Source organism: Cupriavidus consociatus (assembly GCF_017814975.1).
GTDB lineage: Bacteria > Pseudomonadota > Gammaproteobacteria > Burkholderiales > Burkholderiaceae > Cupriavidus > Cupriavidus consociatus.
The window spans coordinates 108,499-133,204 of the sequence record NZ_JAGIQA010000016.1; the positions used below are offsets into that span (position 1 = coordinate 108,499).

General features: G+C 65.9%; 23 protein-coding genes. 5 read left to right on the forward strand and 18 right to left on the reverse strand.

Annotated features, from left to right (window positions below; genetic code table 11):
- Positions 1-150: 150 nt before the first annotated feature.
- The 9 genes from J8I82_RS22015 to pilM form a co-directional block, all read right to left on the reverse strand.
- The gene (locus J8I82_RS22015) at positions 151-876 is read right to left on the reverse strand and encodes a transposase (RefSeq protein WP_209761030.1); all 726 of its coding nucleotides are present in this window, start codon (positions 874-876) and stop codon (positions 151-153) included.
- Between the two features lie 81 nt (positions 877-957).
- Positions 958-2,094 carry a deoxyguanosinetriphosphate triphosphohydrolase gene (locus J8I82_RS22020; RefSeq protein ID WP_209761031.1) on the reverse strand — a complete coding sequence of 379 codons (1,137 nt, stop codon included), beginning with the start codon at positions 2,092-2,094 and terminating at the stop codon, positions 958-960.
- Between the two features lie 57 nt (positions 2,095-2,151).
- Positions 2,152-3,258, reverse strand: a complete 1,107-nt coding sequence (gene aroB / locus J8I82_RS22025) for a 3-dehydroquinate synthase (protein ID WP_209761032.1) — start codon at positions 3,256-3,258, stop codon at positions 2,152-2,154.
- Complete coding sequence (locus J8I82_RS22030) at positions 3,255-3,788, reverse strand: shikimate kinase (RefSeq protein WP_035877764.1); 534 nt, start codon at positions 3,786-3,788, stop codon at positions 3,255-3,257. The genes aroB and J8I82_RS22030 overlap by 4 nt, the downstream gene beginning before the upstream one ends.
- A 351-nt stretch (positions 3,789-4,139) precedes the next feature.
- Positions 4,140-6,272, reverse strand: coding sequence for a type IV pilus secretin PilQ (locus J8I82_RS22035; protein ID WP_209761033.1), 2,133 nt, complete (start codon positions 6,270-6,272; stop codon positions 4,140-4,142).
- Positions 6,269-6,796 carry a pilus assembly protein PilP gene (locus J8I82_RS22040; RefSeq protein ID WP_209761034.1) on the reverse strand — a complete coding sequence of 176 codons (528 nt, stop codon included), beginning with the start codon at positions 6,794-6,796 and terminating at the stop codon, positions 6,269-6,271. Before J8I82_RS22040 ends, J8I82_RS22035 begins: the two co-directional genes overlap by 4 nt.
- Positions 6,797-6,834: 38 nt before the next feature.
- Positions 6,835-7,506 (reverse strand): type IV pilus inner membrane component PilO, encoded by a 672-nt coding sequence (locus J8I82_RS22045; protein WP_209761035.1) that lies wholly within the window; start codon positions 7,504-7,506, stop codon positions 6,835-6,837.
- A gap of 2 nt (positions 7,507-7,508) precedes the next feature.
- On the reverse strand, positions 7,509-8,186 hold the full coding sequence (locus J8I82_RS22050) for a PilN domain-containing protein (protein ID WP_209761036.1): 678 nt from the start codon (positions 8,184-8,186) through the stop codon (positions 7,509-7,511).
- Positions 8,187-8,204: 18 nt separating this feature from the next.
- A complete protein-coding gene (gene pilM, locus J8I82_RS22055; RefSeq protein WP_209761076.1) occupies positions 8,205-9,275 on the reverse strand; it encodes a type IV pilus assembly protein PilM in 1,071 nt (356 codons plus the stop codon).
- Positions 9,276-9,654: 379 nt separating this feature from the next.
- Between pilM and J8I82_RS22060 the strand changes: the two genes are divergently transcribed.
- Complete coding sequence (locus J8I82_RS22060) at positions 9,655-12,027, forward strand: penicillin-binding protein 1A (protein ID WP_209761037.1); 2,373 nt, start codon at positions 9,655-9,657, stop codon at positions 12,025-12,027.
- A gap of 76 nt (positions 12,028-12,103) precedes the next feature.
- Here the strand turns inward: J8I82_RS22060 and cyaY are convergent, their stop codons facing one another.
- Positions 12,104-12,439 (reverse strand): iron donor protein CyaY, encoded by a 336-nt coding sequence (gene cyaY, locus J8I82_RS22065; protein WP_209761038.1) that lies wholly within the window; start codon positions 12,437-12,439, stop codon positions 12,104-12,106.
- A gap of 169 nt (positions 12,440-12,608) precedes the next feature.
- On the opposite strand from cyaY, the gene J8I82_RS22070 reads away from it, so the two are divergent.
- Both J8I82_RS22070 and lysA read left to right on the forward strand, forming a co-directional pair.
- On the forward strand, positions 12,609-12,842 hold the full coding sequence (locus tag J8I82_RS22070; protein ID WP_209761039.1) for a hypothetical protein: 234 nt from the start codon (positions 12,609-12,611) through the stop codon (positions 12,840-12,842).
- A 2-nt stretch (positions 12,843-12,844) separates the two neighbouring features.
- Entirely contained in the window at positions 12,845-14,104 is a 1,260-nt protein-coding gene (gene lysA, locus J8I82_RS22075) for a diaminopimelate decarboxylase (protein WP_209761040.1), read from the forward strand.
- Positions 14,105-14,122: 18 nt separating this feature from the next.
- Here the strand turns inward: lysA and msrQ are convergent, their stop codons facing one another.
- From msrQ to J8I82_RS22115, 8 genes are all read right to left on the reverse strand, one after another.
- Positions 14,123-14,833 (reverse strand): protein-methionine-sulfoxide reductase heme-binding subunit MsrQ, encoded by a 711-nt coding sequence (gene msrQ, locus J8I82_RS22080; RefSeq protein WP_209761041.1) that lies wholly within the window; start codon positions 14,831-14,833, stop codon positions 14,123-14,125.
- A complete protein-coding gene (gene msrP / locus J8I82_RS22085) occupies positions 14,833-15,834 on the reverse strand; it encodes a protein-methionine-sulfoxide reductase catalytic subunit MsrP (protein WP_209761042.1) in 1,002 nt (333 codons plus the stop codon). Before msrP ends, msrQ begins: the two co-directional genes overlap by 1 nt.
- Positions 15,835-15,956: 122 nt before the next feature.
- On the reverse strand, positions 15,957-16,793 hold the full coding sequence (locus J8I82_RS22090; RefSeq protein ID WP_209761043.1) for an anti-sigma factor family protein: 837 nt from the start codon (positions 16,791-16,793) through the stop codon (positions 15,957-15,959).
- The gene (locus J8I82_RS22095; protein ID WP_209761044.1) at positions 16,790-17,329 is read right to left on the reverse strand and encodes an RNA polymerase sigma factor; all 540 of its coding nucleotides are present in this window, start codon (positions 17,327-17,329) and stop codon (positions 16,790-16,792) included. The genes J8I82_RS22090 and J8I82_RS22095 overlap by 4 nt, the downstream gene beginning before the upstream one ends.
- A 38-nt stretch (positions 17,330-17,367) precedes the next feature.
- Positions 17,368-17,811 carry a COG4315 family predicted lipoprotein gene (locus tag J8I82_RS22100; protein WP_209761045.1) on the reverse strand — a complete coding sequence of 148 codons (444 nt, stop codon included), beginning with the start codon at positions 17,809-17,811 and terminating at the stop codon, positions 17,368-17,370.
- Positions 17,812-17,970: 159 nt separating this feature from the next.
- Positions 17,971-19,191 (reverse strand): c-type cytochrome biogenesis protein CcsB, encoded by a 1,221-nt coding sequence (ccsB, locus tag J8I82_RS22105; protein WP_209761046.1) that lies wholly within the window; start codon positions 19,189-19,191, stop codon positions 17,971-17,973.
- 15 nt (positions 19,192-19,206) lie between these two features.
- Positions 19,207-21,396 carry a cytochrome c biogenesis protein ResB gene (locus J8I82_RS22110; RefSeq protein ID WP_209761047.1) on the reverse strand — a complete coding sequence of 730 codons (2,190 nt, stop codon included), beginning with the start codon at positions 21,394-21,396 and terminating at the stop codon, positions 19,207-19,209.
- 169 nt (positions 21,397-21,565) lie between these two features.
- On the reverse strand, positions 21,566-22,225 hold the full coding sequence (locus J8I82_RS22115) for a c-type cytochrome (protein ID WP_209761048.1): 660 nt from the start codon (positions 22,223-22,225) through the stop codon (positions 21,566-21,568).
- A 507-nt stretch (positions 22,226-22,732) separates the two neighbouring features.
- On the opposite strand from J8I82_RS22115, the gene yihA reads away from it, so the two are divergent.
- A complete protein-coding gene (yihA, locus tag J8I82_RS22120) occupies positions 22,733-23,446 on the forward strand; it encodes a ribosome biogenesis GTP-binding protein YihA/YsxC (protein WP_209761049.1) in 714 nt (237 codons plus the stop codon).
- 267 nt (positions 23,447-23,713) lie between these two features.
- Complete coding sequence (gene hemB / locus J8I82_RS22125; RefSeq protein WP_209761050.1) at positions 23,714-24,706, forward strand: porphobilinogen synthase; 993 nt, start codon at positions 23,714-23,716, stop codon at positions 24,704-24,706.

Genomic DNA, 24,706 nt, shown 5'->3' on the forward strand with positions numbered 1-24,706 from the left:
CGCAGCGGCGTACACGAGCGTGACGCGCCGCACAATGACTGTGGGTGGAGCAACTATATGGGAAACCTGAAAACCCCGCAAAAATTTTAAATGGGGTCAGAACACATTTAATATCGCACCGTTTCGGTGATTTGATTAAATGGGGACACATTATTTTTGCGTGGCCGGCATCACGTCGTCTGGATTGGATTGCACCTTTTTGGGGCGTCCTTTCGGCAACGGCTGAACCCGTCGCGTGGCGCCACGCTCAAGTTGCGCCAGGAATGCCTCGTCGCCGAGGGGCCATCCGCTGTGGGCGTGGCTTCGCAGAGTCTGGAGCGCGCGGCCGGAAAGCCCCTCGGCGGTCAGCATGCGGTAGTTCGACTGGCGCTCGAACGGGGTATTGCCCAGTTCCCAATATACGGAGTGGTCGCTCACAAACGGGCTCGCCTCAATACCGGCGTGATGACGGTAGCTGCTCCAGCGATCCGCCTCGGGGGTCGACACCTCTCCCGCGCGCAGCGCGTTGCCTTCGACATACAGCATGGCCGGCAGCATCCAGGGCGCCGGTTCGAATACGGCCGAGCGGAAGCGTCCCTCCCAGAGCGTGCCGGTGCGATTGGCGACACGATTGAAGTAGCGGGCATAGCGGCGGCCGACCGCCTGCATGGTCAGGCTGAGGGAATCCGGACCCTTGGGCGTCGCGACAAGATGGACATGATTGGGCCGCAGCGCATAGGCATGGACCGCAAGGTCATGCTCGCGCGCGGCCATGCGCAGGCAGTCGAGGTAGTGCAGGTAGTCGTCCGGGCCGAGGAAGACGTCCTGGCGGTTGTTGCCTCGCTGCAACACCAGGGCGGGAAAGCCGGTGGGGGAGAAACGGGGAAGGCGAGCCATGTCAGGTCATGCGAGCGTCGATGCCCGCATGATAGCCTGATCCGTCCCCAATTATCTGAAGGGCCACGCCCCTTCCTTGCGTCAGTTGCCCTCGCTGACCGCGAAGATGCGCCGGTGCTCGCGGATCGCATAGCGGTCCGTCATGCCGGCGATGTAATGCGCGATCAGCCGAGGCTGGTCGGCGCCGTGGCCGGCCTGGTACTGCGGCGGCAGCAGGCGAGGATCGGACATGAAAGCCCCGAACAGGTCGCCGACAATGCGCTGGGCCTTGGCCGACATCCGCATGACGAGGTAATGCCGGTACAGGTGCCGGAACAGGAAGCGCTTCAATGCCGCGGCTTCCTCATGCAGTTGGGGACTGAAGCCCACCAGCGGGCCGGCGGCTCGCACCGCGTCGATATTGCGAGGATTGGCGGCGGCGATATTGCGGCTGGTGGTCTCGATCAGGTCGACGATCAGCGTATTGATCATGCGCCGAACGGTCTCGTTGATGGCGCGCCGGCCATTCACGCCGGGGAAGGCATCGGCCACCTCCGCGTGGTGGCGCGCCCACATCGGGACCTCGTCGAGCTGCTCCAGCGTAAGCAGGCCGGAGCGCAGGCCATCGTCGATATCGTGGTTGTTGTAGGCGATCTCGTCGGCCAGGTTGGCAAGCTGCGCCTCCAGCGACGGCTGCGTGCCCTCCAGGAAGCGCCGGCCCAGCTCGCCCAGCGCCGCGGCATTGACGCGCGAGCAATGCTTCAGGATGCCCTCGCGCGTCTCGAACGTCAGGTTCAGGCCATTGAAGCCGCCATAGCGCTCTTCCAGCTCGTCCACCACCAGCAAGCTCTGCAGGTTGTGCTCGAAGCCGCCATGGTTCTTCATGCAGGCGTTGAGCGCATCCTGCCCGGCGTGGCCGAAAGGGGTATGGCCAAGGTCGTGCGCCAGCGAGATGGCTTCGACCAGGTCTTCGTTGAGCCGCAGGTTGCGCGCGATCGAGCGGGCGATCTGCGCCACCTCCAGGCTATGGGTCAGCCGGGTGCGGAACAGGTCCCCTTCATGGTTGACGAAGACCTGGGTCTTGTATTCGAGCCGCCGGAACGCGGTGCTGTGGATGACGCGGTCCCGGTCGCGCTGGAATTCGCTGCGCGACTGCGACGCGGGTTCGGCGTGCACTCGCCCGCGCGTCTGCGCGGAGCGGGCGGCGTATGGGGCGAGGTGGCTTTCGAAGTCGGTCATGCGGCAATCCGTTGGCTGGAGGTTTGGGGGCCTGGGTTGCGAGGCATAACCGGTCAGTCAAGCGACCGTGGCCTCGGTGGGAGGTTTAAGCACCGCGTGCTGCAACGTGGCATGCAGGTCGGCGTCCGGCACCGTGGTGATGAACGCCTCGCCGAGCTTCTTTAGCAGGATGAACTTGATGCTGCCAGCCTCGGCCTTCTTGTCGACCTTCATCATTTCGATATAACGGTCGGTGCCCAGTTCCGGCGCCACCACCGGCAGGTTGGCTGCCAGCGTCAGTTCGCGGATGCGGGCGCGGGTCTCGGTATCGATAAAGCCGAGCCGGTGCGACAGGTCGGCGGCCATCACCATGCCGCAGCCCACCGCCTCGCCGTGCAGCCAGGCACCGTAGCCCATGCCGGCCTCGATCGCATGGCCGAAGGTGTGGCCAAAGTTGAGGATGGCGCGCAGGCCGCCCTCGCGCTCGTCCTGCGCCACCACGCCGGCCTTGATTTCACACGAGCGTTGCACCGCCACCGCCATCAGCTCGGGATCGCAGTCGTTCAGCGCCTTGATATTGCGCTCGATCCAGGCAAAGTACTCGGCGTCGGCGATGGCACCGTGCTTGATCACCTCGGCCATGCCGGCGGCCAGTTCGCGCGGGGGCAGCGTGCGCAGCGTGTCGATATCGGCGATCACCGCGTTGGGCTGGTGGAACGCGCCGATCATGTTCTTGCCGAGCGGGTGGTTGATGCCGGTCTTGCCGCCCACCGACGAATCCACCTGCGACAGCAGCGTGGTCGGCACCTGGATGAACGGCACGCCGCGCATATAGCAGGCGGCGGCAAACCCGGTCATGTCGCCCACAACCCCGCCGCCCAGCGCGACCAGCGTGGTCTTGCGGTCGGCGCCGGCGTGCAGCAGCGCGTCGAAGATCAGGTTCAGCGTTTCCCACTGCTTGAAGGCTTCGCCGTCGGGCAGCGTGACCGTGCGCACGGTCTTGCCGAGCGACTTCAGGCTGGCCTCGACGCGCGCCGCGTAGAGCGGCCCCACGGTCTCGTTGGTGACGATGACGGCGTGCTGGCCGCGCACGTGCGGGCGCAGCAGCTCGGCGTTGTCGAGCAGGCCGGTACCGATATGGATGGGGTAGCTGCGCGCTCCCAGGTCGACTTCAAGCGTGATCATGGATGGGTGGGGTCCTGCGGCGCCGGTTGCGCGGGATCGATCGCAAAGCCGGCCATTTCAAGTTGCATCAACACCATATTAGCAAGCTGCGCCACCGAAGGCTTGCCGGTTTCGATAATGAAATCCGCCACCTCGCGGTAGAGCGGGTCGCGCTGGGCGTACAGCGCCTCAAGCTTGCCCTTGGGGTCTTCGGTCTGCAGCAGCGGGCGGTTGCGGTCATGGCGGGTGCGCAGCCACAGGTCGTGGGGGCTCGCGCGCAGATAGACCACGGTGCCGCGGGCTTTCAGCACCTCACGGTTTTCGGCGCGCAGCACCGCGCCGCCGCCGGTAGCCAGCACGATGCCCTGGCGCCCGGCCAGTTCGCGGATCATCGCGGCTTCGCGGTCGCGGAAGCCGGCTTCGCCCTCGACCTCGAAGATCACCGGGATGCGCACGCCACAGTGCGCTTCGATCTCGTGATCGGAATCGAAAAACGGATAATGCAGACGCCGCGCCACCGTGCGACCCACGGTAGTCTTGCCGGCGCCCATCAGGCCGACGAAAAAGAGATTGGGTCGATCGGATTCCGGTCGGTCGGATTCCTGTCGATCGGGGTGCGGGCTTGGTGCCGACCCTGTCGCAGAGGCTGTCACGGGACTGTCGTTCGGGAGCGCGGCGCCTGTGCCGCCCTCCCCGGTTAGGAACTGCATCATCTTCTTATGTTGTGGTGCGCACGGCAAGTGCCGGATGCAGCATCAGCCACATCCCGCGTGTCTTGCCGCGCATGCCGGCCTCCTCCTGGCCTGGCTGGCCACCGGTCCAGTCCGGCGGCAACAAAAAAGGCCGCATCGGTCGATGCGGCCTGCCAGTCTACTGTATCCGGCGTCAAACCCCCGGTGCAATCATCGCAGCGACACGTTTTCGTTCAGGATCCGCGGCGTCAGGAACACCAGCAGCTCGGTCCGGTTGCGGACCTTGGCGTTGTTCTTGAACAGGTAGCCCAGCACCGGAATATCGCCCAGCAGCGGCACCTTGTCGGTGTCGTTGGACTCGGTCTGCGTGTAGATGCCGCCGATCACCACGGTGCCGCCGTTTTCCACCAGCACCTGCGTCTGAACGTGCTTGGTGTCGATGGCAAACCCCGACGTCGTCTGGATGCCGACGCTGTCCTTGTTGACGTCCACATCCAGCAGCACATTGCCTTCAGGCGTGATCTGCGGCGTCACTTCGAGCTTCAGGTTGGCCTTGCGGAACTGCACCGAGGTGGCGCCGCTTGAGGTGGCGGCCTGGTACGGCAGCTCGGTGCCCTGCTCGATCAGCGCCTTGATGTTGTTGGCCGTGACCACGCGCGGGCTGGAGATGATCTTGCCCTTGCCGTCAGCCTCGAGTGCCGACAGCTCCAGCGCCAGGAAGCGGGTGGCGGCGCTGTTGAACAGGCTGACCGCGACATTGGCCGGATTGGTGCCGTTGATCGAGGCGGCCGGCAGGCTCAGGAACGGGCCGTTGTCCGAGGTCGCGCCCGGCAGCACGTTGTTATAGGTATTGCCGACCCTCGCGTTGTTGTACTGTCCGGCAAAGCCCAGCTTCACGCCGAGGTTGCGGCTGAAGGAATCGGTGGCCTCGACGATGCGCGCCTCGATGATGACCTGGCGCACCGGGATGTCGATCTTGCCGATAAAGCTCTGCACCTCTTCCAGCTTGCTGGCGATATCCGACACGAACAGCTGGTTGGTGCGCGCATCGGCAGTCAGCGAGCCGCGCTTGGACAACATGCGCGCACTGGCGCCCGCGCCGCCCGCGGCCCCCGCCACGCCGGCTGGGGCCGCTGCGCCGCCGCCGGCACCCATGCCCAGCAGCATCCGGCGCACGTCTTCGGCGCGCTGGTAGTTGAGCTGGAACACCTGGCTGCGGATCGGCTCGAGGTCATTGATCTGTTGCTGCGACTCGAGCTCGAGCTTTTCCTTGGTCTGGAGTTCCGCCTTGGGCGCCACCCACAGCACATTGCCATTGCGGCGCGAGGCCAGCCCCTTGGCATCCATCACGATCTGCAGGGCCTGGTCCCACGGCACATCCTTGAGCCGCAGCGTGATATTGCCCTGCACGCTTTCGCTGGTGATGATGTTCAGGTTGGTAAAGTCCGCAAACACCTGCAGCAGCGAACGGATGTCGATGTTCTGGAAGTTCAGCGACAGGCGCTCGCCACGGTAGCCCGGACCGCTGATCAGCTTGGTCGGGTCTTCCTTGACGGGCCGCACTTCCACCACGAACTGCGTGTCGGTCTGGTAGGAACTGTATTCCCAGTGACCGCGCGGCTCGATAGTCAGGCGCGCGTTGCCGTTGGTATCGGAGGCAAGCATGTTCTGCACCGGCGAGCCGAAGTCGCTGACGTCGAAGCGCCGCCGCAAGTGGTCAGGCAGCGTGGTGCCGAGGAAATCGACCACCACGTTCTTGCCCTGCTGCGCGATATTGATGCCCGAATCGCGCGAGGACAGGTCCACCACCACGCGCCCGGCGCCGTCCGCGCCGCGCCGGAAGTCGATATGGCGCACCGACGGCCGCGCCGCCGCGGCCGCAGGCGTCGTCGCAGCCGGGGCGAACGTGGGCGCGGCGTTCTTGACCGCCGGCGCCACATTGTCCAGCGCCACCACGAAGACATTGCCGCGCTGGTCGGTGCGGTAGGTGGCGTTGCGGGTGAGCTCGAGGATCACGCGGGTGCGGTTGCCGATCTGCAGCACGTTGGCGGCCTTGACCAGCTTGCCGCCGTAGTCATACTGCGCGCGCCCTTTGGCAATGCCGGTATCGGCAAAATCGATCGCGAGCCGTGCCGGGTTCTGCGTGGTGAAATCGATCGGCTTCTGCGCCAGCGGCCGTTCGAGTTCGACCGTGAACACGGTCTGCTCGCCGACCGTGCTGACGTCCACCGCCTTGATCCGGTTGCTTTGTGCCAGTGCCGCCGGCGCGGCAACCAGCAGCAACAGCGCGAGCGTCGCGCTTGCGGCGCCCGCGAGCGCACGATACCAGCGCGCGGGGGTCATGCCGACACCTCCAGCTTGAGGCTGGTCATTTTCTCTTTCCACTCGGATACCCCCTCCCGGACTAATTCGCGCAACACGATCTCCTGATCGGTGATGCGGACCACCCGGCCGTAACTCTGGCCGAGATACTGACCCACCTTCACGTGGTGGATCTTGTTATCGACGCGTACGATGCCGAAGGTCTCCCCCTGCTTCTTCAGCATCCCGAGCATCTTGAAATTCTCGAGGGGGTAGTCTTCGAGCGGCTGGCGCGGCCGCCCGGCTTCGGGCGAATCCGGCAGCGTCTTGTTCAGTTCGCCGATCTTGGCCTGGGCAAAGGGTTCCGGCGCGTTGGCCGCGGCGTATTCCCGCGCCACGTAGGGCCTGGCTTCGGGCAACGGCTCGGGCGGCTTGGCGCGGGCGTTGCGCGTGGCATCCATCCACTGGCGCAGCGCGTCTTCGTCGCTGGCGCCGCAGGCGCCCAGCAGGCCCACGGCAAGCGCCGCAGCCGCCATCGCGCGTGGCGATGCCTGCAGGCGCCGCATTGCCGAGCTGCGAGTACGAGAGGTGCGATGAGTGCGGCTCATTTGGCACCTCCCGTCTTGGCGGCGGCGGCAGCCGCAGCGGCCTTGCGTTGCGCAGCCTGCTCGTCAGGATCGAGCGCACGGTACGCCATCGCGACCGCCTCCATGGAGAGTCCGCCCTCCTTGGTATGGGCAAGCTGCAGGCTCTGCATCGACACGATCCGTGACAGCGCGGCCACGTCGGCGTTGAATTGCGCCACCTCGTGATAGCGGCCAGTCACGCGCAGGTTCACGGGGATCTCGGCGAAGTAAGGCTTGAGCACTGCCGCCTGCGGCTTGAACAGCTCGAACTGCAGGCCACGCGCCACGCCGGCATGGTTGACGTCGGCCAGCAGCGCGTCCATCTCGGTCTTGTTGGGCAACTGCCGCTCCAGCAGGGCAACGCGTTGCTCGACCTGTTTCTTCTGATCGCGCAATGCGTCGAGGTTGGCCACCTGCGCCACCTTGGACTGGTACGCCTGCTTCAGGTTTTCCTGTTCCAGCCGCTGGCGGTCGAGCTCGTCGAACTTGCCGCTCCAGTAGAACTGCCAGCCCAGCAGCAGCACCAGTGCCGCCGCCATCACGGCAAACAGCACGCGCGGCGCGGCCGGCCACGTTTCCGGCTCGTTGAGGTTGAGGCCGCGGAACTGGCTCGTCAAATCGGCCAGGTTGATTTCGGTATTGAGCGCCATGGTCAGGCTGCCTTTCCGGATGCGGCTGCGGGTGCGGGTGCGGGAGCTGAAGCGGCTGCGCCGGCGGGATTGCCAGACGTACCCTGCTTGCCATTGGCGCCCGGCGTCTCCGGCGCGCGGTACGCGAAGCGCATCGAGAAATCGAACAGCCGGCGCTGCTCGCGCAGGTTGTTGGTCATCGTGACCGCCTTGGACTCGACCAGCTCGGCCTTGTCCAGCCACGGCACGTCGCCAAGGTTGCGCAGCAGTTCGGAGATGCGCTCGTTGGACTGCGCCACGCCGGCGATGGTGAAGGCCTCGCCCGTTTGCTTCAGGCTGGTCAGGTAGACGCCTTCCGGTACCTGGCGCACCAGTTCTTCCAGCAGCTGCACCGGGCGGTTGCGCTCGGTCTGCAGGCTTTCCACCGCCTTCTGGCGCTGCAGCAGCGCGTCGATATCCTTCTTGAGGTTGTTGACCTCGCGGATCTGGCCGTCGAGCCTGGCATTTTCCGCGCTCAGCACCTGGTTCAGCGCGACCACGGAGTCGATGCGCCCGTCGATATAGAGCCCGCCCAGCAGCACGACCGCGGCACCCGCCGTGGCCGCGCCGCCGAGTATGGAATAGACCTTCTTGCGCCGCGCCGCCTTGCGGGCTTCGTGGTAAGGCAGCAGGTTGACCGAAGGCAGCGTGTTCGTGGACATTCGAATGCCTCCGGTGCGTTATTGCAGGCCGCGCAAGGCCAGGCCCGCACTGACGATATACGCCGGCAGGTCGCGCTGCAGGTAGCGCTCGTTGACCTTGGCGTTGGTCGCCATGTTGGCGAACGGATTCGCCAGCGTGGTGGTGATCTTGGTCTGCTGCTGGATCGCCGCCTGCACGCCCAGCAGGGAGGCATGGCCGCCCGACAGCAGGATCTCGTCGACGCGTCCCAGGCTGGAGCTGGCGATGAAGTTGCCGATCGCGGCCTGCACTTCAAGCGCCAGCGCATCGAGCGACGGCTTGAGCAATTGCGCGCGCCACGCTTCGGGCAGCGTGTTCTTGCGCTTCTTGATCTCGGCCTTGAGCGCGTCGAGCGTGAACATGCGCGCCGCGCTCTGCGTGAGCTGGTCGCCGTAGCTGTTGAGCGGCTGTTCGTAGAGCTCTTTCCAGCCCTGGTAGAAGATCGCCTTGGAGCGGCTGCCCCCCAGGTGGACCACCGCCACCACGGGCAGCGCGCGGGCATCGGCTTCGGACATCTCCTTGGGCACGCCCAGCATCTGCACGATCGACCGCTGCACCGCGTATTCTTCGACGTCCATCACCTGCGGCTTGAGCCCGGCCATCTCGGCGGCGGTCACGCGCTCCTGCACGCGGTCGCTGTTGGCCGCGGTGACGCGCACGCCGATTCCCCCCTCGGTCTCGCTGGGGCCGATCACGGCGAAGTCGAAGTTGACCGCCTGCGATGGCGGATAGAGCCGGTGTGCCTCGGACTCGACCTGCGAATACAGTTCGTCCTCGGACAGGTTGTCCGGCAAGCTGACGGTCTGCGACTCGGTCAGCATGGACGGCACGCCCAGCACCACGTCTTTCGAACGGATGCCGGCCTTGCCGAGCGCACGCCTGAGCGCGATCCCGACGGCTTCAATGTTGATGACGTTGCCATCGGCAACGGCATTGCGATCCAGCAGTTCGCTGGCGCACTTTTCCAGCCGATAGTCGTGCTTGCCGCCACCGACGGACAACTCGACTACCTTGATACTGGATGACCCGATATCCACGCCGACCGTAGTCCGGCGCAGAAGCCCCGACAAAATGCCCCGTCGCAAGGTGACCCCCCTGACTTTGAACTCGCCCCCGGCTTGTACGCTCTAATCGGGCGAGCCTTGTTTCTTGACCGAAACACTTGCTCTTTTATGTTGGCCGATTCTCACAAAAACCAGCATCGGTGGCAATGTGCCGGTCTGACCACGATTCCTTTTTCAGAAGGCTCTCGCCAATCCGTTGCCAAAACCCCACGGTCGTCGGGTTCCCTTCCGCCTAAGCTTGCTGCATGTAACTTCGCCCTGCATGCCGCCTTCCGCTGCTTTACATCTTGTAACAGCGCGGTAGCGGCGCGCGGGGCACTGCGCGAGCGGCGCGCCCGATGCCGGAAGATATAATGCCCGGCACCCCTGACTAGGTATTTTCCTTATGGCCACAGCACAACAGAAGCATCCTGCCCGCCGCCCGATCTGGGCGCGTTTCATGTTCTGGGCGGTGGGGCTGGTTGTTGCCGGTGCCGTCATGATCGCGCTGCTGCTCGGCTATGCGCTGCTGGTGGCCGCGCCCAACCTGCCCTCGCTGGACACCATCACCGACTACCGGCCCAAGATCCCGTTGCGGATCTATACGGCCGACAATGTGCTGATCGGCGAGTTCGGCGAAGAGCGCCGCAATTTCGTGCCGATCGCCGAGATCCCGGAAGTGATGAAAAAGGCCGTCCTGGCGATCGAGGACGACCGCTTCTACGAACATGGCGGCGTCGACTTCGTCGGCGTGATGCGCGCGGGGCTGGCCAACCTGCGCGGAGGCCTGTCGCAAGGTGCGTCGACCATCACCATGCAGGTGGCGCGCAACTTCTTCCTGTCGAGCGAGAAGACCTACACCCGCAAGATCTACGAGATGCTGCTGGCGTACAAGATCGAGGCCAACCTGAACAAGGACCAGATCCTCGAGCTGTACATGAACCAGATCTACCTGGGCCAGCGCGCGTACGGCTTCGACAGCGCCGCGCGCGTGTACTTCGGCAAGTCGGTGCGTGACGTGACGCCGGCCGAGGCCGCAATGCTGGCCGGCCTGCCCAAGGCGCCGTCGGCGTACAACCCGGTGGTCAACCCGCGCCGCGCCAAGGTGCGCCAGGAATACATCCTGCAGCGCATGCGCGACCTGCGCTACATAACCCCCGAGCAATATGACGCTGCGGTGCGCGAAGAACTGAAGGTGCGCACCGAGGGCAACGAGTTTTCGACCCACGCCGAGTACGTCGCCGAAATCGTGCGCCAGCTGATGTACGCGCAGTACCGTGAAGAAACCTATACGCGCGGCCTGACCGTCTACACCACGCTGACCAAGCCCGACCAGGATGCCGCCTACGAAGCCGTGCGCACCGGCATCATGAACTACGAGCGCAAGCACGGCTATCGCGGCCCCGAGGCCTTTATCGACCTGCCATCCGATCCGGCGGAGCGCGAGCAGGCGATCGACGATGCACTGGTCGAGCACCCGGGCAGCGGCGACCTGCGCTCGGCCGTGGTCACCAGCGTGTCGTCCAAGCAGGTCAAGGCCACGCTGCTGTCGGGCGAGGTCGCGACCATCGAAGGCTCGACGCTGCGCTTTATTTCGCCGTCGATGTCGGCAAACGCGCAGCCCAAGATGAAGATGCGCCCCGGCGCGATCATCCGCGTGACACAGGATGACAAGGGCAACTGGTCGGTCACGCAACTGCCGGAAGTGGCCGCAGCGTTCGTGTCGCTGAACCCGCAGGACGGCGAGATCCGTTCGATGGTGGGCGGCTTCGACTTCAACCGCAACAAGTTCAACCGCGTGACGCAGGCCTGGCGCCAGCCGGGTTCGAGCTTTAAGCCGTTCATCTATTCGGCGGCGCTGGAGAAGGGCTTCTCGCCGGCCACGGTGATCAACGACGCGCCGCTGACGATCGGCCCCGATACCGGCGGCCAGGTGTGGGAGCCGAAGAACTACGACGGCCGCTTCGAAGGCCCGATGACCATGCGCCGCGCGCTGGCCAAGTCCAAGAACCTGGTTTCGGTGCGAATCCTGCGCGCGATCGGCACGCAGTATGCGCAGGACTACATCACCCGCTTCGGCTTCGAGGCCGACAAGCACCCTGCCTACCTGCCGATGGCGCTGGGTTCGGGCAGCGTCACGCCGTTGCAGATGGCGGGTGCGTATTCGGTGTTCGCCAACGGCGGCTACCGCGTCAATCCGTACCTGATCCAGAAGGTGGTGGACGCGCGCGGCAATGTGATCTCCGAAACCCATCCGCAACGCGCCGGCAGCGATGCCGTGCGCGTGCTCGACGCACGCACCGCGTTTATCGCCGACACCATGCTGCGCGACGTGGTCCGCTTCGGCACTGCCAACCCGGCCAAACAACGCCTGGGCCGCAACGACCTCGCCGGCAAGACCGGCACCACCAATGATGCGGTCGATGCCTGGTTCGCCGGCTATACGCCCAACCTGGTAGCGATCGCCTGGATGGGCTACGACCAGCCCAAGAGCCTGGGCGTGCGCGAGACCGGTGGCGGACTGGCACTGCCGATCTGGGTCGGCTACATGAGCAAGGCGCTCAAGGGCGTGCCCGAATCGCCGGAGCGGCCGGCGCCGGAAGGCGTGCTGATGGTGGGCGGCGACTGGACCTTCGAGGAAAACGCAGGCGGTGCCGGCGTGGCCTCGGTCGGCCTGGGCGATCCGTGGCCAGGCAAGCCGGAGGATTCCACGACGACACCGTCGCCGGATACCGAGCAGGAGAAGAAGAAGATCCTGGAAATGTTCGGCGGCGCCTGATCGGTCCGGCAGAATCCCCAGAAAGCAAGAAAGCCGGCCCCTGGCCGGCTTTTTCCTTATGCAACGCGCGCTGGCTTCAGCCCAGCCTGAGCGCGGTGCCGGCCTGCTCGCTCACATAGCCCGACAGTGCCGCGTACAGTTCGCCGCCATTGCGCGTGTCGACCCAGCGCTCGCCGTCGCGGCGGAAGTGGAAACCGCCGGAGCGCGCCGCCACCCACAGTTCCTGCATCGGCGCCTGGCTGTTGATGATGATCTTGGAGCCGTTCTCGAACTCCAGTTCCATCACGTTGCCGGTGCGGCTGATTTCCACATCGGCATCGGCCGCGTCGGCGGCGGCTTCGACCGCGGCTTCAATGCGGTCCAGCTCCTGCGTGGCCAGGGCCAGGAACTCGCTTTCGCTCAAGGGGGGCATGCTAAACTCCGAGACCGCCGTTGCCGCCGCTGCCCGGACCGGGCGTACGTGGCGCGAACGGCGTTTTTTGTTGACAATTCATGTAGCGCAGAGCTTGGTCGACCCGGCCAGATATGCCTCATCGCGCCGGAATCCGCCAACGCCATGCCAACAGCCTAAAGGACGACCGATGCTGCGTCGTGTTGCGATTGTATCGGCGTTTGCCGCCACCCTTGCGATGCCCCTGCTGGGCGGATGCGGCATCCGCGGGCCGCTGGCCATGCCCAAGGTACCGCCCGAGCCGACTGCGCCCACCGTGGCCGATCCCGGACTGGGCCGCACCGATGTGGTGCCGCTTCCGACGCCCGCTCCGGGCCCGGCCAGCCAGCCGGCATCGTCGCCCGCCGCCCCCACTACCCGATAACCATGACCGCTTTCTTCCATCGCCAGGACGGTGCGCTTGCCGTCGAGCAGGTGCCGCTGGCGCAGATCGCCGCTGAATTTGGCACGCCCACCTATGTCTATTCGCGTGCGGCGCTGAGCGCCGCTTACCAGGCCTACGCCGCCGCCTGCCAGGGCCGCAAGGCGCAGGTCCAGTACGCCATGAAGGCCAATTCCAACCTGGCGGTGCTGCAGGTGTTCGCCAGGCTGGGCGCGGGCTTCGACATCGTCTCGGGCGGCGAACTCAAGCGCGTGCTGGCCGCCGGCGGCGACGCGCGCAAAGTGGTGTTCTCGGGCGTGGGCAAGAGCGCGGCGGAGATGGAACTGGCGCTGGCGCACGACGTGCGCTGCTTCAATGTCGAGTCGATCCCGGAACTGGACCGCCTGAACGAGGTTGCCGGCCGTGTCGGCAAGCGCGCGCGCGTGTCGCTGCGCATCAACCCGGATGTCGATGCCAGGACCCATCCGTACATCTCCACCGGCCTGAAGGGCAACAAATTCGGCATCGCCTTCGAGGACGTGCTGCCGACCTACCGCGCCGCGGCCGCGCTCCCGCACCTGGAAGTGACCGGCATCGACTGCCATATCGGCTCGCAGATCACCGAGGTCGAGCCCTACCTGGAAGCGCTGGACAAGGTGCTGGATGTGGTCGAGGCGCTCGAGCGCGAGGGCATCAATCTCGAGCACATCGATGTGGGCGGCGGCCTGGGCATCACCTATACCGACGAGACCCCGCCGGACATCACCGGCTTTGCCAGCACGCTGCTGGAACGCGTGGCCGCGCGTGGCCACGGCCACCGCGAGGTGCTGTTCGAGCCGGGCCGTTCGCTGGTGGGCAATGCCGGCGTGCTGCTGACGCAGGTGGAATTCCTCAAGCCCGGCGAAGCCAAGAATTTCTGCATCGTCGACGCGGCCATGAACGACCTGGCCCGACCGGCGATGTACGAGGCGTACCACCGCATCGAGCCGGTCGCGCTGCGCGACGCGGCGCCGGTGACCTACGACATCGTCGGCCCGGTGTGCGAGTCGGGCGACTGGCTTGGCCGCGACCGCGCACTGTCGGTGCAGTCGGGCGACCTGCTGGCGGTCATGTCTGCGGGTGCGTACGGCTTCACCATGAGCTCGAACTACAATACGCGCCCGCGTGCCGCCGAAGTAATGGTGGACGGCGCGCGCGTGCACCTGGTGCGCGAGCGCGAGCTGGTCGAAGACCTGTTCCGCGACGAGCGCCTGCTGCAGGACTGAGTTCCGCAGCGCAGCCGGCTACGCGGCCGGCTGCCGCACATCAGGCACCCTGCCCTTGCGCGCCCACCACCAGACCCGCATCCCCAGCAGCACGAACACCACGGTGGCATAGATCGAAACTTCGCCGAAGTCGTTCTTGCCCGCCTTGTGCCACCAGTAGTGCAGGATCGCCAGCACCGCGGTCGCATAGACCAGCCTGTGCAGCGCTTGCCAGCGCTTGCCGCCCAGGCGGCGCACCATGCCGTTGGTCGACGTCAGCGCCAGCGGCACCATCAGCACGAAGGCCGTGAAGCCCACCGTGATAAAGGGACGCTTGTACACGTCCTTGATCATGTAGGCCAGGTCAAAGCCGCGGTCCACGCCGATCCACAGCAGGAAGTGCTGCAACCCATAGAAGAACGCAAACAAACCCAGCATGCGGCGCAGCCTGATCAGCCAGTTCCAGCCGGTCAGCCGACGCAACGGCGTGATCGCCAGCGTCAGGCACAGCATCACCAGTGTCCAGGTGCCGGTGGAGCGGGTGACGAACTCCAGCGGGTTGGCGCCGTATTGCTCCGTTGCGCCGAGGTAAAGCAGCCGGATGAACGGCAGCAGCGCCAGCAGCCACAAGACGATCTTGACGGCGCGCACTCGCTGCGGCGACAGGGCAGCCAGGCCGGCCGGCTGGCGCGCGACGCGGCTCGCGGTGGCCGCCGCGTTGGAAGTGGAAGCCATGCGTTCACCCCGCATCAGAAGTTCTTCTTCAGGTCCATGCCCTCGTACAGCGACGCCACCTGCTGGCCATAGCCGTTGAACGGCAGCGTCTTGCGCTTGGGCGCGAACAGCGCACCGAAGCCGCCGCCGCGGTCCTCGCCGATCCGGCGCTCGGTCGCCTGGCTCCAGCGCGGGTGGTCGACATCGGGGTTCACGTTGGAATAGAAACCGTATTCCTGCGGCGCTGCGAGGTTCCAGCTGGTGGGCGGCTGCTTGTCGACAAAGCGGATCCTGACGATCGACTTGGCGCTCTTGAAGCCGTATTTCCACGGCAACACCATGCGCACCGGCGCGCCGTTCTGGTTGGGCAACACCTCGCCGTACAGGCCGAAGGTCAGCAGCGCCAGCGGATGCATCGCCTCGTCCATGCGCAGGCCTTCGCTGTACGGCCAGTCGAGCACGCTGCTGCTGATGCCGGGCATCTGTTTCTTGTCGGCGAGCGTGATGAACTGCACGTATTTCGCGCCGGGTTGCGGCTCGACGCGCCTGATCAGCTCGGCCAGCGGATAGCCGATCCACGGGATCACCATCGACCAACCTTCAACGCAGCGCAGGCGGTAGACGCGCTCTTCCATCGCCGCGAGTTTCATCAGCTCATCCAGATCGTAGACCTTGGGCTTCTTCACCAGCCCTTCCACCGACACCTGCCATGGGCGCGGGCGCAGCGTGCCGGCGTTGCGCGCCGGGTCGGACTTGTCGGTGCCGAACTCGTAGAAGTTGTTGTAGGTGGTCACGTCCTGGTAGGGCGTGCGCTTTTCAGTCACGACATAGGCGTTGTTGGGCGTAGCCGCCAGCTTCGGGCCGTGCTGTCCCTGCGCCCAGGCGTTACGGGCGAACCATGGCGCCAGCGCGGCGCCGGCGGTGCCCGCGGCGGCCAGCGCCAGCATGCGGCGGCGCGACTCGAAAATATGGCGGGGAGTGATCTCGTCGGTGGCGATATCGACGCCACGGAGCCATTTGGGGGAAGGAATCAACATGGTTTTTCCTCGTTGCCTGGCGCTTGCAGGGTTGGACTCAGGGCTTGGTCGTGGCGTGCCGGCCAGTCCTGACAAATTTTTTTCGGTGCGGCGTAGATGCGGCGTAGGCGCCACGCCGGCGGCTAGCCGCCCTGGTATTGCTGGTAGACCGCCTGCGCCAGCGTCAGCAGCCGTGCGCGCTCGAGCGGGCCGGCCAGCGCGAAGCCGAGGTCGCGGTCGATCCAGTAGAACGCCATCGGTGCCGGCCGGGTAGCCGGCCGCCGCGCGCTTTCGTCCGGCATGCGCTCGACGCGGAATCCGGTGTCGGGCGTGCCTTGCGTCATGCGACGCAACTGCAGCGACAGGCGCGTGCCGTCGTCCGCCTCGTACATCAGGATGGCCGACGGGCCGCCTTCGGCGACGCCCAGCCGTCCGCCGATCAGGTGGAAGCCCTGCGCGCGCAGGTCGGGCACTTGCAGCGCCATGCCGATGCGCTTGGACAACCACGCGATCAGGTGCGCCTCGTCGCTGGCGGCAACTTCCACCGGGTGACGCATTTCCGGCGCGTACACCACATGCGTGGCAAGCGCCTCGCGTGCAAAGCGCTCGCCGGGTGCCATCGTCACGGTGGTGCCGCCCATGCGGCCGTGGGCCATCCAGCCGAGCACGCCCCCGAACCCCAGCAGTGCCACCGAGGCACAGGTGGCGGCCAGTGCAATGGTCCAGCGCGGCGCACGCCGGCGCCCGGCCTGGCGCGGCTCGCCATGCAGGGCGGGCGGCAGCGCGGCCAGCGGCACCGGTTCGTTCAATACGGGATCCAGCATGCCGTGCAGCGCATCGGCCTGGCGGCGCCACGCGGCGACCTGCGCCGCTGCATCGGGGTGCTGCGCCAGGTACGCTTCCACCGCGGCGCGGCGCGCGCCGGACAGCTGGCCGTCGGCGTAGGCATGGAGATCGGCTTCGTGGATCGCGGACATCATTTCACCCGCTGCAGTGAGCTGGCGACAGCCATTGGCTGGACGGGGACACCGCCGTCGAGCAGTCGCCGCATCTGCTCGCGCGCACGTGCCAGCCGCGACATCACCGTGCCTTGCGGGATGTCGAGCACGCGCGCCGCCTCGGCATAGGTCAGTTGCTCCAGGCTGACCAGCAGCAGCACCGCGCGCTGGGCTTCGGGCAGTTGCGCCAGCGCCTGCAGCAGGTCGCGCCGCAGGCCAGGGTCGGCCGCGGGCGCGCTGACCTCGGGCAGGGTATCGGTGGCCACCACCAGGTCCTTGCGGCGCAAGCTGTTCAGGCGCAGCCGGTGCATCAGGGTCAGCAGCCACGGCAACAGGCCGTCGGCGCCGTCGCCCCACCAGGCGCCGGGGCGCAGGCGGAAGCGCCAGCGGTAGCGCAGCGCGCGCTCGAGCGTGTCCTGCACCAGGTCGTCGGCTTGTACCGAGTCGCCGGTGAGGCCACGCGCGTGACGCCGCAGCCGCGGCGCCAGCGCTACGAGCTGGCCTTCAAAGCCTTCCATGCCGTGGCTTGCTTCAGTACGTCGAGGGCGTCAGCCCATCAGGGCTTGGCGACGTGCCAGACGTTGTTGAGGTTGTCGCCGGTCTTGTCGCCAGGCTTGGCGTCCTTGGCAAAACGGTACAGCGGCATGCCGCGGTAGGCCCACTGCTTGCCGCCGTCCTCGCGGGTGATGATGGTGTACTGGCCTGACACGCTGGAGCCCGGCGCGGCCATCAGCGGCGGCCAGTTGGTGGCACAGGGGCCGTTGCAGGCGCTCTTGCCGCTGTTGGCGGTGTCGCGGTCGAAGGTGTACAGCGTCAGTCCCTGCGGATCGGTCAGCACGCCACTGGTCACCTTCACCGTGGGCGGCATGTTGCCGGCGCTGCTGCCGCCCATGCCCATGCCCATGCCGGAACAGCCGGCGAGCAGGACAGCCGCACAGCCAAGCGCCAGCGCGGCGGGACGAACGAGGGATGCTGCAGAGGTAAGACGCACACGTGCCATGATCTTTTTCTCCATGCTAACCGGTACCGCCAGCCGGCACCGTTCCACCAGTAAACACCGGATGTGATGCCTTTATTCCGTCACGTTGCAAAAAAAGACAAAAAAACCTGCCCGGAGGCAGGTTTACTTGCATCGCACCATGTCCGTCGTGCGTGGCGGTCAGAGTTCGCCGTAGCTGTGCAGGCCGGACAGGAACATGTTGACGCCGAGGAAGGCAAAGGTCGTCACCAGCAGTCCGACCAGCGCCCACCACGCAGCCACCGTGCCGCGCAGACCCTTCATCAGCCGCATATGCAGCCACGCCGCATAGTTCAGCCACACGATCAGTGCCCAGGTCTCCTTCGGGTCCCAGCTCCAGTAACCGCCCCAGGCTTCGGCCGCCCACAGCGCGCCGAGGATGGTGGCGATGGTGAAGAAGGCAAACCCGACCGCGATGGCCTTGTACATCACGTCGTCGAGCAACTCCAGCGACGGCAGCCGCTCGGCAAGAATGCCGCGCTGCTTGAGCAGGTACGCGACCGACACCATCGCCGCCAGCGCAAAGGTGCCGTAGCCTATAAAGTTGGCCGGTACGTGGATCTTCATCCACCAGCTCTGCAGCGCCGGCACCAGCGGCTGGATTTCCTGCGCGTTGCGGCTGACCGTGTACCACAGCAGGAAGCCCACCGCGGCGGACACCACCAGCATCACGAACGGGCCGAGCGCGCGCGTGCCGTAGTGGCCTTCGTAATACAGGTAGAACAGCGAAGTGATCAGCGTGAACAGCACGAACACTTCATACAGGTTCGAGATGGGGATATGGCCGATGTCGGTGCCGATCAGGTAGGACTCGTACCAGCGCACCAGCATGCCGGTGAAGCCCAGCACGATCGCACCCCAGCACAGCTTGCTGCCGATGCTGTAGCCGGTGTCCGAGCGCGTTGCCAGCCCGACCCAGTAGAACAGCGTGGACAGGAACACCAGTGCGCTCATCCACAGGATGGCCGACTGGCTCGACAGGAAGTATTTGAGAAAGAACGCCTGGTCCGCGCGCGCGAGCTGGCCCTGGTAGAGCTGGATAGCGAACAGCGACAGCACCGTCAGCCCCAGCATCAGCGGACGTACCGCCTTCCAGTGCCAGCCGAGCAGTGCAAAGGCAGGCACGGCGCCGATCAGCACCGCCTTGTCGTAGCCATCCATCCACTGCCCGTATTGCGACAGCGCAACGCCCGCGCCGACGGCCAGCGCCAGCGCGAACAGCCAGTCCACCCACGTCAGCCGGCGCAGGAAGGAAGGTTCGAGGTAGGCCTCGTCGCCGATGCCCCCGGGGGCGGGTGTGGCGCGCGTGGCTTGCGTGGCGCCACGCATGGCGTGGTCGCCCGGATTCACGTTTGAAGACATAGCGTACCTGCTCGTTTAATGGCTGCCGCCGTGATGTGGCGCTTCCGTGGCGGTCCCGCCGGCGGCACGGCCGATGTCGTCGCGCAGCGCCGTGAATTCCTTTTCGAAGTCCATCGTGCGGCGCTGGGTCGACATCGCCATCAGTACATGGCTGCTGGACGGCGTGGCCATTCCTTCGGCGGGCTTGTCCTTGATCCAGACCCAGACGCGGCGCTCGCGGATATAGAACATCGCGAACACGCCCAGCGTCAGCAGCAGACAACCAAGATACACGATGTTCTTGCCCGGCGCACGGGTCATCTGGAACACGCTGGCCTTGATTTCCTTGAACTCGTCGAGCTGCAAGAATACCGGCGCGCCGTAGAAAAAACTATCCGACAGCGCACTGATCGCCTGCTGAAGGAAGGTGCCGCTTTGCGCGCTGTTTGGCACCACCGGCAGCTTGTCCTGGGCGCGCGCCAGCTGCCACAGCTCCCACATCGAGCCATTCAGGATCTTCAGCAGCACGTCAGCGGCCTTCTGCTGTTCGGCCTGCGGCACCGACTTTTCCAGGAATGCAGCGATCGCGGTGAAGCCGCCCGGCGGCGAATCCGGCGTCGGGCGCGTGGCGCCGGCAAACAGGTCAAGCGCGCGCAGCGCGCTTTCGGCGAGCTGGCGGCGCAGGTCGGCCTTGTCGTCTCCCGGCATCGAAGCCAGCGCAAAGCGACGCGCAGCCTCGCCGCGCAGCTCACGATCCTGCAGCGCGGCGCGCAAGCGCATCCAGTCGGCAACGCTGCCCTGGTCATCGGCGGGAATGCGCAGGTAGCGGAACTGCTCGCTCGGCGATTCGCGCATGCCGGCCAGGAACACCGACTGCCCGTCCATCTGCACAGGCACCATGTAGTTGTTGTACTCGCGCGCCTGCCCGGTGCGATCGCGCAGCTTGTACTGCACCGAGGGGCCGACGTTGCGCAGCGTCTTGGCGCGGTCGGCGCTGGCCGCGGCACCCAGGTGCTTCTCCAGTGTCTCGTTCAGCGATCTACGCGCGACGCCGCGCGCATCGGGCTTGCCCGAGGCGTCGGTGACGTTCTCGATATTCATCAGCCGGAAGTCGCTGAACTCCACCGTCACGCCTTCGCTGTCCGCGCCGGTGCCGGTGCCCTTCAGCGGCGCATTGCCGCCTACGGCACCGTCGATGGCGAAAGTGCCGCGTGCAGCGCCCTGCATCGGATAGCCGACGAACTTCAGGCGCGAGCCGCCATCCTCGAAGCTGGACTGGTAAATGGCGATGCCGTTGACGATCAGCGGCTCGTTCACCTTGATGGTGGCCTCGGTCTGCTTGCCAGTGGCGCGATCGGTGACGATCACGTCGGAGGCGAACAGCTTGGGCATGCCGGTCTCGTAGAAGTCGATCGAGAACTTCTTGAGCGTGAGCGCGAACGGCAGATCCTGCACCAGCGCGCCGTCGGCGACGTTCAGGATGGCCGTGGACACGGTCTGCCCCTCGGGCACGTAGGCATTGCCGCGAAAGCCAGGATTGGTCGCCGGCAGCCGGTGCTGCGGCGGGATCTCGCTGATCACCGCGTTGCCGCTGATCGGCGTCTTGCCGCCCAGCCACATCTGCGCGCGGATCAGCATGTCGCCATCGAGCAGGCCGCCGATGCAGATCACCACGATGGCGGTATGCGCCAGGATATAGCCGACCTTGTTGGCGGCTCCCGCCTTGCCCGCCAGCAGCGTGGCGCCGTCATGGTCGACGGCCTTGATGCGGTAGCCGCGGTTGCGCAGCAGCGCCGACAATCTGCCGACTGCCTCGGCGCGCGTGCGCGCGCCGTCGAACTCGCCGCGATGGTGGAAGGCGCGCAGGCTGCGCTCGCGCACATGGTCCTTCCACGAGCGCATGTCCGCAATCATCCTGGGCGTGTTGCGCACCAGGCAGAGCGTGGTGGACACCACCAGGAAGGCCAGGATCAGCAGGAACCACCACGAGCCGTAGACCTTCTGCAGCGACAGTGTATGGAAGACATCGGCCCAGAACGGCCCGAACTGATTGACGTAGTTCGGATACGGCTCGTTCTGCTTGAGCACGGTGCCGATCACGCTCGCAATGGAGATGACCGTCAGCAGCGCGATCGCGAAGCGCATCGAGGACAACAATTCGACCGCGTCGCGCAACACGCGGTGAGAGGTCTTCAGGTGCAGCCCTGAAGTGGAAGCGGTCGACATGTGCAGTGAAACCTAAGACAACGTGCTGCTTTGAAATGAAAAAGGGTGGACTTGCTTGGACGAGCAGGCCACCCTTTTCGATTTTGACAGGCGCGTTCGGTTGCATGCCACGCGGGCCGCATGCCGAAGCGCAGGCGCCTGGCGGCGCCAGCGTACTGCGCTAACGTCGTTACCGGACGCCGGCGACGTAGTCCGCCACCGCCTTGATCTCGGCATCCGACATCTTGGCGGCGATGGTCGTCATGACCGAATTGTTCTTGCGGGTGCCCTGGCGGAACGCGACCAGCTGTGCCTCGGTGTATTCCGACCACTGTCCGCCAATACGCGGATACTGTGCCGGGATGCCGGCGCCGGTAGGACCATGGCAGGCGGCGCAGGCCGGCACGCCCTTGGCGGCGATGCCGCCACGGTAGATCTTCTGGCCTTCCTCGATCGTGTCCTTGTTCTTGGCGGTGGCCGGCTTGATCGGCTGCTTGGCCAGGTAGGCGCCAATGTTGCGCATTTCATCGTCAGTCAGCACCGATGCCATTGGCACCATGATCGCGTTGTTACGCGCCTTGGACTTGAAGTCCGCCAGTTGCTTGTGAACGTATTCCGGATGCTGAGCTGCCAGCTTGGGGTTGGCGGCAGCCGCGCTGTTGCCGGCTGCGCCGTGGCAGCTCAGGCAGGCGGGCACATTGCGATCGGGGGCACCTTGCGTGTACAGCGTCTCACCCTTGGCCGGGTCGGCCTTCGCGGCGGCCTGCTCTGCGGCAGATGCCAGTCCGGAAAGGGCGGCTGCAGGAACGGCCAGTGCCAGGACACCCAGAATCTTCGCAATGCGGTTCATTCGCACACCTTCTCTGAATTGTTTTGGATACCGTAATGCATGCCGACCGGCACTCTGCCGGCGGTGAGGACGCGCCGGGACAAAGGCCTGACATCGTGGCGACCCGCGCGGATGACCGATCCGCTGCGGTTGCCTGGCGGCAGACCTCCGCCAGCCCCTGCTCCGCCGCCGCGGCACCCGAGGTGCAACGCATGCTGCGAAACAAGGCCGTGCCCACGATAGGACGACACAACGAGGCTTCCCGTCCGGACAACGGCAGCCGAGCCACGCGGCAAAGGATGTCGCGCGTCACCCAGTCAGGAGACCGTAAACCGGCGTATTGTACAATAAGTTATGTGCCGGATTGATGCCTTGCGCCCTGCTGTGCCGTGTTGAACCGGCCGCGGGCTGCGCCAGATCAAACCCCGGCGAGCGGCCCCGGCCGCAGCCCTGCCCACCCTTGGCGGCACCCCGGCCGCGGCCGCGCCAAAGCGCGCCGCGCGGCGCCCCGCCCTACCTCTCCAGCGCATGTCCCTTCTCCACCAGGCCCGCTTCTTCATTACCGTCAACCACCTGCGCGACCTGCCCGCCACGGCCGTGCCCGAGGTAGCGTTCGCCGGCCGCTCCAACGCCGGCAAGTCGACCGCCATCAACATCCTGTGCAACCAGAAGCGGCTGGCGTTTTCCTCGCGCACGCCAGGGCGCACGCAGCACATCAACTATTTCACGGTGGCCCCGGTCAAGGCGCCGGAACCGCAGGCGTTCCTGGTCGACCTTCCCGGCTACGGATATGCGGAGGTGTCCGGCTCGGCCAAGTACCACTGGCAGGGCCTGCTCAGCGACTACGTGCAGACGCGGCCGCAACTGTCGGGCCTGATCCTGATGATGGATGCGCGCCGGCCGTTCACCGATCTCGATTGCCAGATGGTCGAGTGGTTCCTGCCTACCGGCAAGCCGATCCACGTTCTGCTCACCAAGGCCGACAAGCTCACCAACAGCGAGAACGCCAAGGCACTGCGCGAGACGCGCAAGATGCTGCAGGGCTATGCCGAGCAGCTGGAAACGCCGGTGCCCCTGACGGCTCAGCTGTTTTCGAGCCTCAAGCGCCGCGGCATCGAAGAAGCGCAGGGTGTGATCGCCGGCTGGCTCAACCTGCCGGAAGCGCAGAAGGACGCGGCGCAGGACGCTGCCACGGCACCGACGGCGGCTGAACCTCCCGCTTCCGCAGGCCCTGCGGCATAACGCCGCAGCGTAGCCAGCGCGCAAAAAAAAGCCCCGCTGCAAGCAACGGGGACGAACTTTCCCGCCGCTGGGGCGGGACCCGCTCAGGGAGGAGTAGCGGGGGACGCCCGCGCCACGCAAGGCGCAACGCATAGTGTCCGCGAGTATGATGGCGGGCACGCTCAAAAGTTTAGTTTTTCTTCAGCCGGCATCGTTGCGCCGCGCGCGCAGTGCTTGCCGGCTGGCATTGGGACCTCCCTGTCCCGTCTCCAGCACAAGAAGCCTGCCATGTCGACCTTCCCCGAGTACCGCCCGCGCCGCATGCGCCGCGACGATTTCTCCCGCCGCATGATGCGCGAACATCGCCTGTCGCCGGACAACCTTATCTATCCGGTGTTCATCCTTGACGGCCAGAACCAGCGCCAGTCCGTGGCCTCGATGCCAGGCGTCGAGCGGGTCTCCGTGGACCTTCTGATGCCGATGGCCGAAGACTGCGTCAAGCTCGGCATTCCGGTGCTCGCGCTGTTCCCGGTGATCGACCCTTCGCTGAAAACACCCGATGGCATCGAGGCCGTCAATCCCGAAGGCCTGGTGCCGCGCGCGGTGCGGGCGCTGAAGGACCGCTTCCCCGAACTCGGCGTGCTGTGCGACGTTGCGCTCGACCCCTACACCAGCCATGGCCAGGACGGCGTGCTGGACGAAAACGGCTACGTCATCAACGACACCACCGTGGAGATCCTGGTGCGCCAGGCGCTGGCCCAGGCCGACGCGGGCGTCGATATCGTGGCTCCGTCCGACATGATGGATGGCCGCATTGGCGCGGTGCGCACGGCGCTGGAAGACAATGGCCACATCCATACCCGCATCATGGCCTACTCGGCCAAGTACGCATCGGCCTTCTACGGGCCCTTCCGCGATGCGGTGGGCTCGGCCGCCAACCTGGGCAAGGGCAACAAGATGACCTACCAGATGGATCCGGCCAACACCGACGAAGCCCTGCGTGAAGTAGCGCAGGACATCCTGGAAGGCGCCGACATGGTGATGGTCAAGCCTGGCATGCCGTACCTCGACATCGTGCGCCGCGTGAAGGACGAGTTCCGCTTCCCGACCTATGTCTACCAGGTCAGCGGCGAGTACGCGATGCTGAAGGCTGCCGCGCAGAACGGCTGGCTCGACCACGACAAGGTCATGATGGAATCGCTGCTGGCCTTCCGCCGCGCCGGCGCCGACGGCATCCTCACCTATTTCGCGCGCGACGCCGCGCGCCTGCTGGCCGCCTGA

Coding starts and splice junctions, on each gene's coding strand:
- J8I82_RS22090 (WP_209761043.1), bottom strand. CDS start 16,793: ATGATGTCCGCGATCCACGAAGCCGATCTCCATGCCTACGCCGACGGC.
- hemB (WP_209761050.1), top strand. CDS start 23,714: ATGTCGACCTTCCCCGAGTACCGCCCGCGCCGCATGCGCCGCGACGAT.
- J8I82_RS22095 (WP_209761044.1), bottom strand. CDS start 17,329: ATGGAAGGCTTTGAAGGCCAGCTCGTAGCGCTGGCGCCGCGGCTGCGG.
- msrP (WP_209761042.1), bottom strand. CDS start 15,834: ATGTTGATTCCTTCCCCCAAATGGCTCCGTGGCGTCGATATCGCCACC.
- msrQ (WP_209761041.1), bottom strand. CDS start 14,833: ATGCGGGGTGAACGCATGGCTTCCACTTCCAACGCGGCGGCCACCGCG.
- aroB (WP_209761032.1), bottom strand. CDS start 3,258: ATGATCACGCTTGAAGTCGACCTGGGAGCGCGCAGCTACCCCATCCAT.
- yihA (WP_209761049.1), top strand. CDS start 22,733: ATGTCCCTTCTCCACCAGGCCCGCTTCTTCATTACCGTCAACCACCTG.
- J8I82_RS22100 (WP_209761045.1), bottom strand. CDS start 17,811: ATGGCACGTGTGCGTCTTACCTCTGCAGCATCCCTCGTTCGTCCCGCC.
- J8I82_RS22060 (WP_209761037.1), top strand. CDS start 9,655: ATGGCCACAGCACAACAGAAGCATCCTGCCCGCCGCCCGATCTGGGCG.
- J8I82_RS22110 (WP_209761047.1), bottom strand. CDS start 21,396: ATGTCGACCGCTTCCACTTCAGGGCTGCACCTGAAGACCTCTCACCGC.
- lysA (WP_209761040.1), top strand. CDS start 12,845: ATGACCGCTTTCTTCCATCGCCAGGACGGTGCGCTTGCCGTCGAGCAG.
- J8I82_RS22030 (WP_035877764.1), bottom strand. CDS start 3,788: ATGGGCGCCGGCAAGACTACCGTGGGTCGCACGGTGGCGCGGCGTCTG.
- cyaY (WP_209761038.1), bottom strand. CDS start 12,439: ATGCCCCCCTTGAGCGAAAGCGAGTTCCTGGCCCTGGCCACGCAGGAG.
- J8I82_RS22015 (WP_209761030.1), bottom strand. CDS start 876: ATGGCTCGCCTTCCCCGTTTCTCCCCCACCGGCTTTCCCGCCCTGGTG.
- J8I82_RS22020 (WP_209761031.1), bottom strand. CDS start 2,094: ATGACCGACTTCGAAAGCCACCTCGCCCCATACGCCGCCCGCTCCGCG.
- ccsB (WP_209761046.1), bottom strand. CDS start 19,191: ATGTCTTCAAACGTGAATCCGGGCGACCACGCCATGCGTGGCGCCACG.
- J8I82_RS22045 (WP_209761035.1), bottom strand. CDS start 7,506: ATGGCGCTCAATACCGAAATCAACCTGGCCGATTTGACGAGCCAGTTC.
- J8I82_RS22040 (WP_209761034.1), bottom strand. CDS start 6,796: ATGCGGCGCCTGCAGGCATCGCCACGCGCGATGGCGGCTGCGGCGCTT.
- J8I82_RS22070 (WP_209761039.1), top strand. CDS start 12,609: ATGCTGCGTCGTGTTGCGATTGTATCGGCGTTTGCCGCCACCCTTGCG.
- J8I82_RS22035 (WP_209761033.1), bottom strand. CDS start 6,272: ATGACCCCCGCGCGCTGGTATCGTGCGCTCGCGGGCGCCGCAAGCGCG.
- J8I82_RS22050 (WP_209761036.1), bottom strand. CDS start 8,186: ATGTCCACGAACACGCTGCCTTCGGTCAACCTGCTGCCTTACCACGAA.
- J8I82_RS22115 (WP_209761048.1), bottom strand. CDS start 22,225: ATGAACCGCATTGCGAAGATTCTGGGTGTCCTGGCACTGGCCGTTCCT.